15 protein-coding genes are annotated in these 16,433 nt (G+C 54.1%); 5 read left to right on the top strand and 10 right to left on the bottom strand.

Annotated features, from left to right (window positions below):
- Positions 1-58 precede the first annotated feature (58 nt).
- On the bottom strand, positions 59-1,009 hold the full coding sequence (locus NeNHUV3_RS09935) for a hypothetical protein (RefSeq protein ID WP_391481178.1): 951 nt from the start codon (positions 1,007-1,009) through the stop codon (positions 59-61).
- A 2-nt stretch (positions 1,010-1,011) separates the two neighbouring features.
- Complete coding sequence (locus NeNHUV3_RS09930) at positions 1,012-2,019, bottom strand: hypothetical protein (protein WP_391481176.1); 1,008 nt, start codon at positions 2,017-2,019, stop codon at positions 1,012-1,014.
- A gap of 199 nt (positions 2,020-2,218) precedes the next feature.
- Between NeNHUV3_RS09930 and NeNHUV3_RS09925 the strand changes: the two genes are divergently transcribed.
- Both NeNHUV3_RS09925 and NeNHUV3_RS09920 read left to right on the top strand, forming a co-directional pair.
- Positions 2,219-3,229, top strand: a complete 1,011-nt coding sequence (locus NeNHUV3_RS09925; protein ID WP_391481174.1) for a glycosyltransferase family 2 protein — start codon at positions 2,219-2,221, stop codon at positions 3,227-3,229.
- Positions 3,222-5,438, top strand: coding sequence for a glycosyltransferase family 2 protein (locus tag NeNHUV3_RS09920; RefSeq protein WP_391481173.1), 2,217 nt, complete (start codon positions 3,222-3,224; stop codon positions 5,436-5,438). Before NeNHUV3_RS09925 ends, NeNHUV3_RS09920 begins: the two co-directional genes overlap by 8 nt.
- Before the next feature lie 3 nt (positions 5,439-5,441).
- Here NeNHUV3_RS09920 and rpe read toward each other — a convergent pair whose 3' ends face one another.
- The gene (gene rpe / locus NeNHUV3_RS09915) at positions 5,442-6,119 is read right to left on the bottom strand and encodes a ribulose-phosphate 3-epimerase (protein ID WP_391481171.1); all 678 of its coding nucleotides are present in this window, start codon (positions 6,117-6,119) and stop codon (positions 5,442-5,444) included.
- A gap of 166 nt (positions 6,120-6,285) precedes the next feature.
- Between rpe and deoC the strand changes: the two genes are divergently transcribed.
- Together deoC and NeNHUV3_RS09905 are read left to right on the top strand one after the other, a co-directional pair.
- Positions 6,286-7,260, top strand: a complete 975-nt coding sequence (deoC, locus tag NeNHUV3_RS09910; RefSeq protein WP_391481170.1) for a deoxyribose-phosphate aldolase — start codon at positions 6,286-6,288, stop codon at positions 7,258-7,260.
- A 3-nt stretch (positions 7,261-7,263) separates the two neighbouring features.
- On the top strand, positions 7,264-9,588 hold the full coding sequence (locus NeNHUV3_RS09905) for an aldehyde dehydrogenase family protein (RefSeq protein ID WP_391481168.1): 2,325 nt from the start codon (positions 7,264-7,266) through the stop codon (positions 9,586-9,588).
- Between the two features lie 11 nt (positions 9,589-9,599).
- Here the strand turns inward: NeNHUV3_RS09905 and NeNHUV3_RS09900 are convergent, their stop codons facing one another.
- Genes NeNHUV3_RS09900 through NeNHUV3_RS09890 form a run of 3 tightly spaced genes read right to left on the bottom strand, consistent with a single transcriptional unit; the run spans position 9,600 to position 10,797 of the window.
- Complete coding sequence (locus NeNHUV3_RS09900; protein ID WP_391481166.1) at positions 9,600-10,202, bottom strand: DUF1523 family protein; 603 nt, start codon at positions 10,200-10,202, stop codon at positions 9,600-9,602.
- Between the two features lie 15 nt (positions 10,203-10,217).
- Positions 10,218-10,475, bottom strand: coding sequence for a hypothetical protein (locus tag NeNHUV3_RS09895; protein WP_391481165.1), 258 nt, complete (start codon positions 10,473-10,475; stop codon positions 10,218-10,220).
- 22 nt (positions 10,476-10,497) lie between these two features.
- A complete protein-coding gene (locus NeNHUV3_RS09890) occupies positions 10,498-10,797 on the bottom strand; it encodes a hypothetical protein (RefSeq protein ID WP_391481164.1) in 300 nt (99 codons plus the stop codon).
- Between the two features lie 167 nt (positions 10,798-10,964).
- Between NeNHUV3_RS09890 and NeNHUV3_RS09885 the strand changes: the two genes are divergently transcribed.
- A complete protein-coding gene (locus tag NeNHUV3_RS09885; protein ID WP_391481162.1) occupies positions 10,965-12,431 on the top strand; it encodes an NAD-dependent succinate-semialdehyde dehydrogenase in 1,467 nt (488 codons plus the stop codon).
- Between the two features lie 84 nt (positions 12,432-12,515).
- Here NeNHUV3_RS09885 and NeNHUV3_RS09880 read toward each other — a convergent pair whose 3' ends face one another.
- The 4 genes from NeNHUV3_RS09880 to glcE all read right to left on the bottom strand — a co-directional run bounded on the left by NeNHUV3_RS09880 (position 12,516) and on the right by glcE (position 16,411).
- Positions 12,516-12,983 (bottom strand): Hsp20 family protein, encoded by a 468-nt coding sequence (locus tag NeNHUV3_RS09880; RefSeq protein WP_391481161.1) that lies wholly within the window; start codon positions 12,981-12,983, stop codon positions 12,516-12,518.
- Positions 12,984-13,123: 140 nt separating this feature from the next.
- Entirely contained in the window at positions 13,124-13,915 is a 792-nt protein-coding gene (locus tag NeNHUV3_RS09875; RefSeq protein ID WP_391481159.1) for a trypsin-like serine peptidase, read from the bottom strand.
- Between the two features lie 69 nt (positions 13,916-13,984).
- Positions 13,985-15,304, bottom strand: coding sequence for a glycolate oxidase subunit GlcF (gene glcF, locus NeNHUV3_RS09870; RefSeq protein WP_391481157.1), 1,320 nt, complete (start codon positions 15,302-15,304; stop codon positions 13,985-13,987).
- Between the two features lie 3 nt (positions 15,305-15,307).
- On the bottom strand, positions 15,308-16,411 hold the full coding sequence (gene glcE, locus NeNHUV3_RS09865) for a glycolate oxidase subunit GlcE (RefSeq protein WP_391481156.1): 1,104 nt from the start codon (positions 16,409-16,411) through the stop codon (positions 15,308-15,310).
- Positions 16,412-16,433: the final 22 nt, after the last annotated feature.

The following is a 16,433-nucleotide window of genomic DNA, read 5'->3' as shown; positions in this document are numbered from 1 at the left end:
TGGCAACAGGCAAGCTTACGATAGGTCCAAGCTTTTTGGACCAAAGCGTAAAGCAGGATTATTTGCCTTGTTTTTGGGCAGTCAGCTGCGCTTCGGCCTTTGCAAGCGCGCGGCGAAACTTGGGGCCTCTGCGGGTATTAAGCACTGCACGGGTGTAATTTGCGATGAGCCAAGGCCGGTCAAGCTTTTGCAAACGCCGCAGCATCTCTTGTTGGTACCGCACAGTCAGCAGGCGGGCGCGCATCAATTTATAAAACATTTGCCGGTTCATCGTGCCGTCTACACAGCCCATCACAACCTGCTTCAAAACACCCATCCGCATCCAAAGTGACGCGATACGATGACCCATGAACCGACAGTGGTACTTGGTGATGTTGCGCCCCTGAAAAAGTGCCGCATGCATCGCATCAAGCGGTTCTCGGGGGTCATAAAAAAGATGCACACGGTTCGCATTTTCTACTTGATCCGGACCATAGGCGTACCGCCCGGAATAGCTGCGTGCCCATGCTTTACGGTACCGCGTTTCCCACGGCGCAACATCGCGCGACAGCGTTGCTTGTGGGCTGAGCAAAATCGCTGTTGAGCCCGGCGCGGCCGCGCAAAACACCGATGCAGCATAGGCCCCCATGGATGCGCCGTAAAACACGACATTATCGAACTGTTCGAAAAAGCCTTCGGCCTGAAGTCGGTCAAAGAAGTCAAACACATGCTCATCGCGGTACCATGTCCAACTATGGGCCATCATCCCAAGCATCGACCACCCCCGTGATGTCACAAAATCATAGCCCCATGGCATGCGGTCATCGGCGCCTTCAAATACATGGTCAAGGTTTTCGAAAGTAACGATTAACGTCTTGGCCCCTGCACCTTCGCCACGAACAAACAGGCTGGTATGCTCAGCACCGATCTCTTCGTAAAAACCACGTTGCTCACCCACACGCGCCAGCTCTGCGCGCCAATCACCTTTGCTTACTTCAGGTTCTTGCGGCGGCTTCAAATCATCCGCCATTATCACGATCCCGTTTTGAAAAGTGATGGCGCGCCGCGCACAAGCGTGTCTCGGCATTCTTTGATGAAGGACTTTTCAACGCGGTATTTACGACTTAGCGCATCGATTGAGGCATCTTTGGCAAGTGCAGCCAAAGCAATCTGTGCACATCCATCAGGGTCGCTCGCGATGGCCGGTGCAGTCACAATCTTCGTTGGGATTGGCGCGTCATCCGGTTTGATCGCATGCTTGTCGATCAAACCCGCCATAAAGCTTCCCCTGCGGGGAATGCCACCCTCTTTTTCCTCAAGCCGTGGCTTCATACGGCGGGCCCAAAAGTGCACCCCGTAAGTACCTTCTGTGAGACGCTCTTCAATATTGAACCGCGACATGATCATATGATTTCGATCCGGAAAACTGATTGGATAAAAGCCTGTCTCAGGCTGGGCTTTGTCAATTTCACCGGTCTGGTTGAGGAAATATGTCACTGCCGCAGGTCCGGTAAAGCCCCAATTTTGTTCTGTCATATGAACAGGTCGGCCCGCATCTTTTTCTGCCTGCAACTCTTTTTGCTGCCACGGCTTAAGCCACGGACCAATCGCATATTCATCTTTGAAAAACGCCAACATCAGATCAAGCGCGGGGCTGTCTTGCGGCAGGCCCAACACCGCGTTGCACACAAGATTGGGCTTCTCCCAGCCAAAAATATGCCCGCCCGCAATGTCAAAAGGACGCCAGCAATACATATCCGCGTCAACCCACACTTGACCGGTTTGCTTAATCATATTCAGCCGCCACAAATCCGCATGGATCGCGGGGGATCCTGTGCGCGCATGGCGGTACATCGGCTCAGCCGGGAAAATTTCTTCCGCATCGGCAGCCTTCACACCGTCGGGCACGTTCTCAATGGGGCTGTAACTATATAAAGTAGTCTCATGCCCCGCATCTGCAAAGCTTTTCAGGCACAGCTGTTCAAGCCATGAAAGACGGCCGCCAATCCACAGGCTGGCTATTTTAGGAAGTTTGGACATCACACCACCTCGCCCACTGAAGCCAGCGCCCCTGTGGCGCTTTTCATACGTGGGTACTCATCAACTACCGCCACTTCACCAACTGTTTGTTACCAAAGCAAGGCATTTAGCTGGCATTTTAAGGAACAAAGGTTGTCGTTTTGCAGCAAGGTTCGCTATCATCATGGCAGTAACGAGCAGCAAGCCACGAAGGCATTCTATGAACATACTCGCAATTACATGCGTCAAGAACGAGGGGCCGTACCTTGTTGACTGGCTGGCACATCTGCGCGCCATTGGGATTGACCACGTTCTGGCGTTCTCAAACGATTGCGACGATGGCACGGATCAGCTTCTTGATGCATGTGCCACTCAGGATTGGCTGACCCATCACCGACAAACACACGAGGGCGTGCGAACACTTCAATGGCAAGCGCTGAAAACCGCCGCACAGGACCCTGCGTATCATGCTGCCGACTGGATCATGTTCATCGACGTTGATGAGTATGTCTGCCTTTCCAAAGGGGTCACAAACCTGCGGGATTTGATCCAACGCGCAGACGGTGCGGACGCAATCGCCATGCCTTGGCGCCTGTTTGGAAACGCAGGGCGGCACGACATATCGTTTGAACCGGTAACGACCCGCTTTACGCAATCCGCACCGCGCGACATCGCGCTACCTCTTGCACATTTTTTCAAAACTCTCTTCCGGCGCAGTGCTTTTCGTGAGGCGGGCATCCACCGGCCCAAACCGATCAAAAACAAGACTGCGACATGGGTAGACAACGGCCTAAACCCGTTGCCCAATCAATTCGTAACATCAAACGGAAGGATCAATTTATTCGGCAACGATTGCCCGCGCCCGCTTGTGCAACTGAACCATTATTCAATTCGCTCAACCGCAGAGTTCATGCTCAAGGCGCAACGCGGCCTGCCAAACAAGATGGAGCGTGATATTGATGTTGGTTATTGGGTCAGCCGCAATTGGAACGACGAAACCCATGATCCACTTCCGCCTCCAGACAGAAGCGCAATTGAGACCCCAGAGATTTCGAACATAGAGACGCGTGCACAAAATTGGCACCGGCGTACTTTTGAGAAATTGATGCAGGACGCGGACGCAGTGCAACGATATTGGCAGTTGATGCTTGCGGGCAGTTCATCAGCACCGACGGCCGAAATGGCACAAGCCCATTTACACCGTTTACAGCAGGCCTATCAAAATGACTGACCTTCTGTTTCGCACCCTACCCGTGACGGATGTTCCTATACCAAGCGGGACTGTTCGCGTGTTGGATCAAGTGATCGACGATGGTGTTTCTCGCACGTATCTCGCCCGCGGCACCAACGTGGAAACCGTGATTTCAACGCCTGAGTATCCTATCGACGAAGTGCGCAGCATAGGCGAAGGGCTGTTGGTGCGCGGCACCAGCTATAGCAACACCCTACCCCTGTTGGGCTCACCACGTTTCACGCCATCTAAAGTTGAAACTGATCTCTTTGATGGCCTCAATACATTGCTTTCAGTACGCAACGGCGAAAGCCCGCAAGACGTAGTCGACTGGCTTACCTATCACCATGAACACCACGGCGCACAAGCGGCCCTGATCGTTGACCGCGCGCCCAATGACCCACTTCTTGATGACGCTTTGCGCTCAGTAGTGGGTTTGATCCGCATTGTGATCCTACGCAGCCCGCTGCCTTTGGGTGACGCGACCCTGCCGTCAGAAACTCACCCTTATTGCGCGCCAACGGCCCCTGGCAAAGACCGGATGAAAGTTCCGCCGCCGTCGCCTTGGGATAGCCCACTTGGAGAGCTGTTGATCTATGAAATAGCCAAGATACGCTTTCTGGCCAATGCACGGGCTGTCGCAAACATTGAAGTTTGCGATCTGCTAGCGCCCGTTGATGGCAAGAACATTTTCGACGCGACCGTATCAGCGCAAGGTGGTGTCATTACCTTGGCGGGGCGGCGATGTTTTCCGTGGCGGGTTCGCCAGGGCAACGCCCCCCATTTTAGCGATCATACCTGCGTGCAATTTGATACCAACAAAGCCAAGAAACGCTGGTGTGTCGCGCCATCAATAACCGGTCCCGATACAGTCTGGCGGATGATCCGCGTTGTCGGCGCAGATGCAGACCCCGCGCAGGCGATGCTCTATTACAATTGCATGAATATGCGCCATCGTCACCAAAACATCAGCGCGATCGTGCCCAAAACCTCGCTGGTTGAAGACCCACATTTATTGGCTTTATCACGGCAGGCTTGGGGGGCGTCCCCTGTCCGCGTCCCTGCCGAAAAACTGCGTAAGAGGGATCCGAACGATCGATCTACGGTGATCGTAACCTGCATGAAAAACGAAGGGCCATTTATTCTTGAATGGATCGCTTATCACCGCGCAATCGGCGTTGAGAATTTCATTGTCTACACCAACAATTGTGATGATGGAACGGACACATTTCTGGATCTGCTCCAAGCAAAGGGCTATCTGCAGCACCGCGAAAATCCGTTCAAGGGCACTGATCTAAAGCCACAGCACGCGGCCCTTGCTGCATCGGAAAAAGAAGCGATTGTTCAAAACTCTGCGTGGGCCGTATCAATGGATGTGGACGAGTTCATTTGTGTTCACACCGGTGACGGCACACTTGGCGCGTTGTTTGACGCGGTGCCTGATGCGAACATGATCAGCATGACATGGCGCTTGTTTGGCAACGCTGAAATCCATGAATTTGAGGATCATCTACTTACCGAAAACTACACCAGATGTGCGCGCGAATTTGCCAATAAACCGCACCAAGCGTGGGGATTCAAAACCCTTTTTCGCCAAGACGGTATTTTCAAAAAGCTTGGTGTTCACCGCCCCAAAGGATTGCGGCCACAACTCAAAGACAATTTGCGGTGGGTGAACGGCTCGGGCCGCCCGATGCCACAGGACAGTTTTCGCAACGCATGGCGCTCAACGTCCGATACCTATGGGTATGATCTGGTATCCTTGAACCACTATGCGGTGCGATCCGCTGAAAGCTTTTTGGTCAAACGCGACCGCGGCCGCGTCAATCATGTCGATCGCGATCAGGGCCTCGCCTATTGGTTCCGAATGAATAACAACGAAGAGGAAGACACCTCAATCCTGCGCATGGTGCCCCGCCTCAAAGCGGAGCTTGCGCAGATGCTGTCGGACCCCGAAATTTCGGCGCAGCACGTCGCATGCGTTCATGCGCACCGCGACAAAATTAAAGCGCTCCGAAAGTCGGATACTTTCGAAAAGTTCTACACCGAAATCACCAGCCCACGCATGGAACGTCTGGGCCGGCTGCACAGACACTTCGGGGCCAACGTGTTTCTAGGCGGCCCTGAAACCGTGCCTAATGACGTGGTTTTTCAAGACCATCCAGACGACTTTTTCTTCACTGTCGAGCGTCAAGACACCCAGCACTGAGGCTTAGGCGCAGGCGTCTCGGATCGCACGAATGTTTTCGCCGTAAGGTGCGGGGTTTGAAACTGATCCACCACGGAAAACTGCAGAACCCGCCACCAACACATCAGCCCCAGCATTGGCAACCAGAGGTGCCGTAGCAGGGGTCACGCCGCCGTCGATTTCGATATGAATTGGGCGGTCACCGATCATTGCGCGCAGCTTGGCAACTTTTGCGGTCATGTCGATAAACGACTGCCCTCCAAAACCCGGGTTCACGGTCATAACACAGACCAAATCAACCATATCGAGCAACTCTTCTACCGCACTGGCAGGGGTCGCGGGGTTCAACGCAACGCCCGCTTTGGCACCCGCACCACGGATCGCCTGCAAAGTCCGGTGGATATGCGGGCCGGCCTCAACGTGGGCCGTGATGAAATCTGCGCCGCTTTCGGCAAATGCTTCGATGTAGGGATCAACCGGCGCAATCATCAAGTGTACGTCCATCACGCCTTTGATGTGCGGACGGATCGCTTTGCAGGTGCTGGGACCAAAAGTGATGTTAGGCACGAAATGACCGTCCATTACATCCACATGAACCCAATCAGCGCCTTGCGCCTCAACGGCCTCACACTCTGCACCAAAATTGGCAAAATCCGCAGACAAAATGGACGGGGCGATTTTCAGTGAGCGATCAAATGACATTGGGCAGCGTCTCCAGCTTGGGTTTGGCAAGCTCTTAGCGCCCCCGAACCCTTTTGGCTAGGATTTGTCGCACAGCCAGTAATCGCCGCGCTTTGCACCGTTTCACTTTGGGTGTATCGGTGAGGCAAATCTTGCACCAATTCGGCAAAGGCGTCATCGTAAATTTATGCAAACCTTGTCTCAACTTCCCTCTGTCACGCTGCCGCGCAACGATGGCATCCCACTTGATCTTGATTGGGTCGCAAGCGTTCAGGCCAACACCTCAGCGATTGAGCGACGCGCCAAAACGCTTCCCGCGCGGCGTTCGGTCAAGAAAGACCATCAAGCCGCTTGGTTGCTGAAAGCAGTTTCATGCATCGATCTGACCACCCTATCCGGTGATGATACGCAGGGGCGCGTTCGCAGGCTGTGCGCCAAGGCCAAACAGCCCGTTGCATCCCAAACATTAGATATTTTCGGCCTGCCAAACCTGACGACGGGCGCAGTATGTGTGTACCACGACATGATTCAAACCGCCGTGAAAGCCCTTGAAGGCACTGGCATTCCAGTGGCGGCTGTTTCAACTGGCTTTCCAGCGGGCCTATCCCCACTGCACCTAAGGCTTGAAGAAATCCGCGAAAGCGTAAAGGCGGGGGCCTGTGAAATCGATATCGTCATCTCGCGCCGTCACGCCCTTACAGGCAACTGGCAGGCGCTTTATGATGAGACAAAGGCCATGCGTGAAGCTTGTGGGCCAGCCCACATGAAAGCCATTCTTGCAACAGGCGAGTTGGGCACGTTACGCAATGTTGCCCGCGCCAGTTTGGTGTGCATGATGGCAGGCTCTGACTTCATCAAGACATCCACCGGCAAAGAGCCGGTTAATGCGACCCTACCAGTGACCCTGACGATGCTGCGGGCAATTCGGGCCTATCACGCCAGAACGGGCCTCATGGTGGGCTACAAACCTGCAGGCGGTATTTCAAAGGCCAAGGATGCAATCACCTATCTTGCGATGATCAAAGAGGAACTTGGTGACCGCTGGCTACAGCCCGATCTGTTCCGCTTTGGGGCTTCCTCTCTTCTTGGCGACATCGAGCGCCAACTCGAACATCATCTAACGGGGCGCTACTCCGCCACCCACCGCCATCCGATTGGATAACTTATGACAGTAAAAGACATTTTCGAAACGATGGATTACGGAACCGCGCCTGAAAGCACATCAGAAGCCATGGCGTGGCTGGCCAAACATAACGCGGCATTCGGACATTTCATTGACGGGGCGTTCACCACGCATAGCAATGGCTTTGTAAGCAACAACCCCGCTACCGGCGAGGCACTCGCAAAGATCAGTCAGGCTCATCAATCAGATGTAGATGCCGCCGTGAAAGCCGCCCGCAAGGCGCAACCAAAATGGGCCAAAGACGGTCACCCTCGTGCAAAAGTGCTTTATGCGATTGCACGCCTTTTACAAAAACACAGCCGTCTTTTTGCTGTTCTTGAAACGCTCGATAATGGCAAACCAATCCGCGAGAGCCGCGACATTGATGTGCCCTTGGCGCAGCGCCATTTCTATTACCACGCGGGCATGGCGCAACTGATGCGCAGCGAGTTGCCTGACGCAGAAGCACTTGGTGTTTGCGGTCAGATCATCCCGTGGAACTTTCCGCTATTGATGTTGGCCTGGAAGATCGCGCCGGCACTGGCAATGGGCAACACAGTTGTGCTGAAGCCTGCAGAATACACATCGCTCACCGCATTGTTGTTTGCCCAAATCTGTCAACAAGCCGGCGTTCCCAAGGGCGTTGTGAACATTGTGACTGGTGATGCCGCGGTAGGCGAAATGATCGTGGCGGCGGACGTAGACAAAATTGCATTCACTGGCTCAACCCAAGTTGGGCGGATCATCCGCGAGGCCACATCAGGCACCGGCAAAGCCTTGACCCTCGAGTTGGGGGGCAAGTCCCCTTACATTATTTTCGACGACGCCGATATCGACAGCGCTGTTGAAGGGCTGGTCGATGCGATTTGGTTCAACCAAGGCCAAGTGTGCTGCGCAGGCTCGCGCCTGTTGGTTCAAGAAGGCATCGCAGATGATGTTTATGCACGCCTCAAAACCCGCATGAAAGCGCTCCGCGTGGGCGATCCTCTTGATAAATCAATCGACGTGGGTGCAATCGTTGATCCAGTGCAGCTTGAGACAATCACGTCACTTGTGGCTTCCAACGAAGATGGTGAACTGTTCCAAACATCAGCCCCCGACGGGTGCTTTTACCCCCCAACACTCATCACGGGCCTGCATCCGGCAGATGATTTGATGCAGCGGGAAATTTTTGGCCCTGTGCTGTGCGCAACGACATTCCGCACCCCCGCAGAGGCTGTGGAGGTTGCTAACAATACCCGTTACGGCTTGGCCGCCTCGGTGTGGTCAGAGAACATCAACCTCGCACTAGACATCGCCCCCAAGCTTGTCAGCGGCATCGTCTGGATCAACGGCACGAACATGATGGACGCAGCCAGCGGCTTTGGCGGCGTACGCGAAAGCGGCTTTGGGCGCGAAGGCGGATGGGAAGGGCTCAGCGCTTACACAAAGCCGAAAACTGTACGCAAACCGCTTGGCACCCTGACCGCCTATACCGGTGATGCAGCCCCCGCTGACGCGATAGACCGTACGGCCAAGCTTTACATCGGCGGCAAACACGCACGTCCAGACAGCGGATATTCAAAGGCTATTTTTGGCAAAAAGGGCGACCTTTTGGGGCATGTCAGCTTGGCAAGCCGCAAAGATATTCGCAACGCCGCCGAAGCCACCCAAGCCGCAAAATCATGGTCCGCAACAACAGGCCACCTGCGCGCGCAAATTCTATACTATCTTGCCGAGAACTTGGCAGCGCGCAGCGATGAATTTGCCGCGCGCCTTGACGCCATGCAGGGCGGCAAAGGCGGAGCCACCGAAGTCGCAGCGTCCCTTGATCGCCTGTTTAGTGCGGCAGCTTGGGCAGATAAATACGACGGCAATATCCATGATGTACCCATGCGCGGCGTGGCAATGGCAATGCACGAACCAATCGGCACCATCGGGATTATCGCGCCCAATGAGGCACCTCTGTTGGGTCTGATCAGCACGCTGGCCCCTGCATTGGCGATGGGGAACCGCATTATCTTGTGCGCCTCAGAGCCTTTTCCATTGGCCGCAACAGATCTGATCCAAGTGTTGGAAACGTCAGACATCCCTGCGGGCGTCGTGAATATTTTAACCGGCTCGCATAGTGAACTGGCGCCACATCTTGCAGGTCACATGAGCATTGAGGCCTGTTGGAGTTTCGGCAGTGCAGATGTATCTAAGGCTGTCGAAATCGCGTCCGTGGGCAATCTAAAACGCACATGGGTCAACAACGGGCTAGAAACAGACTGGAGCCGTGACCAGACGAAACAAATGCTGGCGCATGCCACCCAAGTGAAAAATATCTGGGTGCCCTACGGCGAATAAAGCGGCTTGGTTTAACGACCAAGCCAGCCACGAATGCGCGTGCGTGTTCCATCAAGGCTTTCATCGACCTCGTCCCAGAGGGGATCAATCTTGGCAACGCGGAACCTACGCCACCGCACCCAAACGGCCCAAAAGACCGCTGCGAGTATGGTCAGAAAAACGATGTTGAACCACGGGATAAGCTGGACATCCGGCCCTGTGACACGCTTGATACTGATCGCGTTTGGATAGATCGAAAGAAACTCGCTGCGCAAACCGTAATGGGTAACAGCGTACCACTCATCACGTTCAACAGACTGGGCTTCAGCCTGTAGGTTTGAGCTGTCGAGTTTGAAATAAAATGGCCAGCCAAAGCCCGTATCTTCGTTACGAAATACATAAGGCCGCTCGCGGGCCGTGCGCGTGTTGATCAACCGCAAATCACGGTTTTGCAGGGTCGCGTCATTGCCGCTGTCGGATTGCGCATAGAACACGCGGTTCCAGCCGGACAAATCAGCGCGCAAAATCTCGGTCCCTTTGATCTGAACGATGTCGCGCTGTGGCAGACTGTAATACAGAACCGAGCCGACGCTCAGCCAAAATACGGTAATGATCGACCACTTAATGAAACGCATCGGACAGGCTCTTTTCTACATAAAGTTCTGGACGTAAATCAGCGTCGCACCGACACCAATTGGGACGATGTAGATCACCACGGCCAACCACAGCTTGAGCGACTTCATATAGCCGGTCATCTCTTCATTGATGAAGGCGTCGCGGTCACCTACCCGTAATTCGGAGGCCCATCTGGCGATCAGCCGTTCGCGGTGTGCTGTGCGAAAATACATCAACAGACACACATACAGCGCGCTCAGCACCAGAAGAAACAAGACTAAAATACGCCACATCGTTCAATCCGCCCTTTTTCTGTTACCGCCGTTCGCGCAGCGCGCGTCCGAGATATGCGATCACGCCTACTGGCACCCAGATAATTGCCGCAGTGGCACTCAACAAGAGGACAACTTGAAGCTCATACAAAACTGCGCCCTGCGTCCGCAATCCAAGGTAGGCCAGGGCAAGAAGGGTTTGCCACCCTGCCAGCCACAAAAGTGTGACACCTAACGTCTGCACAACACTGCGAAGTTGGGTGACATCATCCGCAAGACTTTTCCAACCGACATATGCGGCCAGCACCGCGGCACCCAGCCAATACAGCACTCCCAAACTCATTGCATGAGTACCTTGCGCACCAAGCCTGACGACCTCATCCATCTCCAAAGATATCGCGCGCTGTTTACCGTCATGTCCTTATACCTTCTTCACGCACACCCATGGTTGCTAGACAGGTTACGCGCGCCATGTCATCAAACAAGAAAAACGAACGAGGAGTTTTCCCAATGGGGACACAAGACCTGATTTCACGCCTGAATGACACCGCTTTATTGCGCACCCAAGCCTATGTTAACGGCGAATGGGTGGATGGCGATGAAGGCACGTTTGATGTGACCGACCCTGCCACGGGGGATGTGGTGGCCCAAGTCGCAGATCTGTCGCGCGCCCAAGTTGCAGCCGCAATTGAGCACGCACAAAGCGCACAAAAGGCATGGGCAAAACTGGCCGCCAAGGAACGCTCGCAGGTCCTGCGGAAATGGTTTGATTTGATGATGGCCGCGCAAGAAGACCTCGCAATCATTCTTACCGCAGAAATGGGCAAACCACTTGCCGAGGCACGCGGCGAGATCGGATATGGTGCTTCATTTGTGGAATTCTTCGCAGAGCAAGCCAAACGCATCTACGGTGAGACAATCCCCGGACACCAAGCGGACAAGCGCATCACAGTGATCAAACAACCCATCGGCGTTGCCGCATCGATCACCCCGTGGAACTTCCCCAATGCAATGATCACCCGCAAAGCAGCGCCTGCGTTGGCAGCAGGCTGCGCATTTGTAGCCCGTCCGTCCGAGCTTACACCGCTGTCTGCCTTGGCTATCGGTGAATTGGCCACCCGTGCCGGACTGCCTGCAGGCTTGTTCCAAGTGGTGACCACATCTGACGCCTCATCAACGGGCAAAGAGTTCTGCGAAAATCTGACTGTACGCAAATTGACATTCACCGGTTCAACCGCTGTGGGGCGCATTTTGCTATCTCAGGCCGCCGATCAAGTGATGAAGTGCTCTATGGAGCTGGGTGGAAACGCACCGTTCATCGTGTTTGATGACGCCGATTTGGATGAAGCTGTGATTGGCGCGATTGCGTGCAAATTCCGCAACAACGGCCAGACATGCGTCTGTGCAAATCGCATTTATGTGCAGGCCGGCGTCTATGACGCCTTTGCCCAGAAATTTGCAGCAGCAGTGGCAAAATTGAAAATCGGTAGTGGTTTTGACGGCGCAGATCTTGGCCCGTTGATTTCGCCCAAAGCCGTTGAAAAAGTTGAAGATCATATCGCAGATGCCACATCCAAAGGCGCGTCAGTGCTGATGGGCGGCTCACGTGACAACACTGGACCGCTGTTTTTTGCGCCCACCATTTTGACCGACGTGACCCAAGAGATGAAAGTCAGCCAAGAAGAAACCTTTGGGCCGATGGCACCTTTGTTCAAATTTGAGAACGAAGATGAGGTGATTGAGATGGCAAACGATACGATCTTTGGTCTTGCCTGCTACTTCTACGCCAAAGACCTGAGCCGCGTTTACAAAGTAGCAGAGGCGCTGGAATACGGCATCGTTGGCATCAACACAGGCATCATCAGCACCGAGAACGCCCCCTTTGGTGGCATCAAGCAATCCGGCCTTGGCCGCGAAGGCAGCCACCACGGCATCGAAGAATATCTTGAGCTGAAATACATGTGCATGTCCGTCTAACCGACGACATGACAGGCAAAACGAAGGCGCGGCACATATAAATGCCGCGCCTTTTTTATTGTTCAGCGGGATTGATAGCGTGGTTTAATTTACAGCCTTCGCGTCCACCACGTTAGACGTAACCGGCGGCTGGCTTTGAATGGGGATTTGGCGCGGTTTCAACGCTTCGGGCACTTCGCGCAGCAAATCAATGTGCAGCATGCCGTCCTTGTGAACCGCACCTGTTACACGGACATGATCTGCCAGATGGAACCGCCGCGAAAACGCACGGGTCGCAATCCCGCGATGCAGATAGGTGCGCTTTGCGGTTTCTTGGGGTTTGCTGGCGGTGATGTGCAGAGCATTTTCCTTTACCTCGACCTCAAGATCATCTTCAGAAAAGCCTGCAACTGCGATGGAAATCCGGTATCCATCTTCGTCGGTTTTCTCAATGTTATAGGGTGGGTAGCTTTGTGTGCCTGCGTCATTCGTCATGACACGGTCCATCAAATCAGCAATCTGATCAAAGCCAACAGTGGCGCGGTAAAGCGGTGACATATCAAGAGTTCGCATGGGTATCCTCCTAGAAGCGATAGGTGTGCGGCCATCCCGATTGGGCATGGTCCAATAGTTCGACGGCCCCAGTGTTGGCGACCGTGAAATATAGTTGGGAACGGCTTTGCAGCGTTTCAAGCCCCTCAGATCGTACGCAGTTAGGGTTTGATAAACTTCGCGCCAGTCTCGGACCGTTGGCCACTTAAAATTGTTTTGCTGCGCGCACCGGATTGCCCCTTCCATTGCCCTTCGCCTGCGTTCAGACGGCTGGCAAGACCTTCCAGGTTTTGTTGAAGGTTTGCCCCCAAAGAAACGCCCTGCCCATCCATTTCCGCCTTAGCAGACACAACAGAAACAATCTTTGCGACACCATTTTGAAACTGAAAAATCGGCGCTCCTGAACTGCCGAAATCCACCTCACAGGAAAGCACAAGCGCACCGGCTTGCTTGCCCAAAACTGCACATACCTCTTGGATTGAGGCGGCACTTGCACGGTCATGTGCGTATGAAACAACACCAACATTATCCCCCCGCTTGGGCAAACGGTCCGTCAAAAAAGGTTTCACTCTTGTGTCACGGATCGGTCGCTCAAGTTCCAACAAAGCAATGTCCATGCGGATGCGTGTCGTAGGAGTGGCGTTGGAATAATCATACCCTTCGGCGACAACAGCGCGTGTGACCTGACGGTAACTCTGCGCGCGCCCATTGCGCAGCCCTGCCAGAAACCGGATCGTACGATGATCAATCCGCGTGCCGCTGTTTTTGTCAAACAAACAATGCGCAGCGGTCAGCACCACCTGCGGCGTGATAAGCGCACCAGTGCAAAAGCCCGTCCCAGCAATATCGAGCTGACCCACACCTTCAAAACCACGGTTGTCATCACCTGTTTGAAACTGGCTAAGCCGCGTGTCTTCCGCCAACAAAAACGTCGGCGAAAGAAAAAACGACACCAAGAGAAAGGCAAAGCGCATAGATTTTTCTACCAAAGTTTGAAGCTAAACTTTGGCCGCCTTTAGCACCTAACGCAAGATAGGAACCTGCGGCGCACTCGCGTCGCGCTCAAACGCAGGAGGCAAAGGACCACCTGTTGCCCAATCCAACAGCTCAACTGTATGAACAATTGGCACACTTGCGGCAGAGCCAATTTGCATCATGCAGCCGATGTTACCAGCCGCAATCACATCTGGGTTCTTGGCCTCAAGGGTTCTTACTTTCCGGTCCTTAAGTTGCTTTGAAATGGCAGGCTGCATCAAGTTGTACGTCCCCGCAGACCCACAACACAGATGGCTATCCGCCGGTTCCACAACGTCAAAACCCGCGTTTCGCAAAAGGTCTTTGGGAAACGTCTTGATCTGTTGGCCATGCTGCAACGAGCAAGCTGCGTGATACGCCACAGTCATGTTTTGTTCAGGCAGCGGTGGCATATCAAGCTTCATCAAAACCTCAGATACATCCATCGCAAGGCCTGCGATTGTTTTGGCATCACTCGCAAGATCAGTGCCCTCAAACATATGGCCGTAATCTTTGATCGTGGTGCCGCATCCACTTGTGTTGATGACAACAGCATCAAGACCATCACCATTTACATGCTTCATCCACGCTTTGATGTTGGCACCCGCCGCCGAATGACTTTCAGACGTTTTGCCCATGTGATGGGTCAGCGCCCCACAACAACCCACACCCTCGGCCACAACCACCTCGCACCCCAGTCGGGTCAAAAGCCGGATAGTGGCGTCGTTAATGTCAGTGTTAAGCGCCTTTTGCGCACAGCCCGTCATCAATGCCACGCGCATTTTCTTTTCGGCTTTCGGCGCAAATGTTTGCGGATCATCGTTGCGGCTAACCGGCGGTATCGTTTTAGGCGCCATCTCAAGCATCGCCCGAAGCCGCGCATCAGGCATCAACTTTGCGAACGGACGCCCTAATTTTGCACCTGCAAGCGCCCACCGAAAACGCATGGGATAAGGCAATATTTTCGACAGCACCCACCGCAACACGCGATCATCCCAACGGCGTTTATAATTCTGTTCGATGTACTCGCGCGCATGGTCAACCAAATGCATGTAATGCACACCGCTAGGACAGGTCGACATACATGCCAAACATGACAAGCATCGATCAACGTGCTTGACCGTATCTGGGTCAGGCGCACGATTATTTTCCAGCATATCTTTGATCAGGTAAATCCGCCCGCGAGGGCTGTCCAATTCATCCCCCAAAACCTGATACGTAGGGCACGTCGCAGTACAAAAGCCGCAGTGCACACAAGTTCGTAGGATCTTGTTCGAGCGTGCCGTGGCCGGATCCAACAATTGTTCTTCGGTAAATTCAGTACGCATGGCCTACCCCATCAATCCTGTATTCAAAATGCCGCGTGGGTCAAATTTGGCCCGCAACGCGTCACTCAAGCGGCGCACTTCTGCAACTTCCGGATGGAACACAGGCAAGGATGCACGCGTTTGCGCAGAGGCGCGCACCAACGTGGCGTGGCCCGCAATACCCTGTAACGCGGTGCGCACGTCACGCCCCTCTGCAACGCGCAGCCAAATCAAACCGCCACCCCAATCCAACAACGCTGCATCCGCACCAGCCGCTTCCAAGACTGCAGGCGCGTCAGAAGGACGGACAGAAATACGCCAAACATCGCCTTCTTTACCGTGGAACACGGACACATCCCGAATGCCTTCCCACAAGGTCACGTCATCGGAAACGCTCATCTCACCAAAACCAGCCAGCACCTTTTTCAATTCACCAGTGCGATACGTCACGCTGTATTCAAATCCTTCGATGCGCAGGTAAGCCTCACGCAGCGCTGGATCATAGGCGGCGCCTGTAACTTCATAGGGGCTGCCCAGACCGGCGGACAGAGCCTCAACTGCGCGCACTGCATCTACATCATGCAAAATGATTGTGGCTTGGGTCTGCGCAACGGGAAGGACCTTAAGCGACACCTCCGTCAGAACACCCAAAGTTCCAAAGCTGCCGGACATCAATTTCACAAGATCGTACCCTGTGACATTCTTCATCACACGGCCACCATTTTTCAAAATGCGGCCAGCCCCATCAACCATACGCACGCCCAGCATATGATCGCGGCAGGCACCCACCGAGATGCGGCGCGGGCCACTTACGTTTGCAGCAACACAACCACCAATCGTCGATGTGCCAGATGTGCCAAGCAGGCCGCGGTGATCCATCGGTTCAAATGCAAGGCGTTGGTTTTCCACGGCAACTGCCGCCTCAATCTCTGACAAAGGCGTTCCAGCTTTGGCCACAAGCGTCAGCGCACCGGGCTCATAAAGCGTGATCCCCGACATGCCAGCTGTCTCAACCAACTCCCCCGCGACAGGGGCGCCAATATCGCGGGTGCCACCGCCAACAATACGCAATGGACCACGAGCAGCCGCAATATTTTCGGCTAACGCCGCTTCAGTTTCAGGTCTCATGATAACTTCTTTTGTTTCTAAA

Origin of the sequence: Nereida sp. NH-UV-3 (assembly GCF_042939535.1) — a bacterium.
Taxonomy (GTDB): Bacteria; Pseudomonadota; Alphaproteobacteria; order Rhodobacterales; family Rhodobacteraceae; genus Nereida; species Nereida ignava.
The sequence above is the reverse complement of the archived record's forward strand: the minus strand, read 5'-3'. Positions and strand labels throughout refer to the sequence as shown.

Bases quoted from the DNA above. Each gene is read 5' to 3' on its own strand.
- NeNHUV3_RS09935 (WP_391481178.1), bottom strand. From the start codon at position 1,009: ATGGCGGATGATTTGAAGCCGCCGCAAGAACCTGAAGTAAGCAAAGGT.
- NeNHUV3_RS09930 (WP_391481176.1), bottom strand. From the start codon at position 2,019: ATGTCCAAACTTCCTAAAATAGCCAGCCTGTGGATTGGCGGCCGTCTT.
- NeNHUV3_RS09925 (WP_391481174.1), top strand. From the start codon at position 2,219: ATGAACATACTCGCAATTACATGCGTCAAGAACGAGGGGCCGTACCTT.
- NeNHUV3_RS09920 (WP_391481173.1), top strand. From the start codon at position 3,222: ATGACTGACCTTCTGTTTCGCACCCTACCCGTGACGGATGTTCCTATA.
- rpe (WP_391481171.1), bottom strand. From the start codon at position 6,119: ATGTCATTTGATCGCTCACTGAAAATCGCCCCGTCCATTTTGTCTGCG.
- deoC (WP_391481170.1), top strand. From the start codon at position 6,286: ATGCAAACCTTGTCTCAACTTCCCTCTGTCACGCTGCCGCGCAACGAT.
- NeNHUV3_RS09905 (WP_391481168.1), top strand. From the start codon at position 7,264: ATGACAGTAAAAGACATTTTCGAAACGATGGATTACGGAACCGCGCCT.
- NeNHUV3_RS09900 (WP_391481166.1), bottom strand. From the start codon at position 10,202: ATGCGTTTCATTAAGTGGTCGATCATTACCGTATTTTGGCTGAGCGTC.
- NeNHUV3_RS09895 (WP_391481165.1), bottom strand. From the start codon at position 10,475: ATGTGGCGTATTTTAGTCTTGTTTCTTCTGGTGCTGAGCGCGCTGTAT.
- NeNHUV3_RS09890 (WP_391481164.1), bottom strand. From the start codon at position 10,797: ATGAGTTTGGGAGTGCTGTATTGGCTGGGTGCCGCGGTGCTGGCCGCA.
- NeNHUV3_RS09885 (WP_391481162.1), top strand. From the start codon at position 10,965: ATGGGGACACAAGACCTGATTTCACGCCTGAATGACACCGCTTTATTG.
- NeNHUV3_RS09880 (WP_391481161.1), bottom strand. From the start codon at position 12,983: ATGCGAACTCTTGATATGTCACCGCTTTACCGCGCCACTGTTGGCTTT.
- glcF (WP_391481157.1), bottom strand. From the start codon at position 15,304: ATGCGTACTGAATTTACCGAAGAACAATTGTTGGATCCGGCCACGGCA.
- glcE (WP_391481156.1), bottom strand. From the start codon at position 16,411: ATGAGACCTGAAACTGAAGCGGCGTTAGCCGAAAATATTGCGGCTGCT.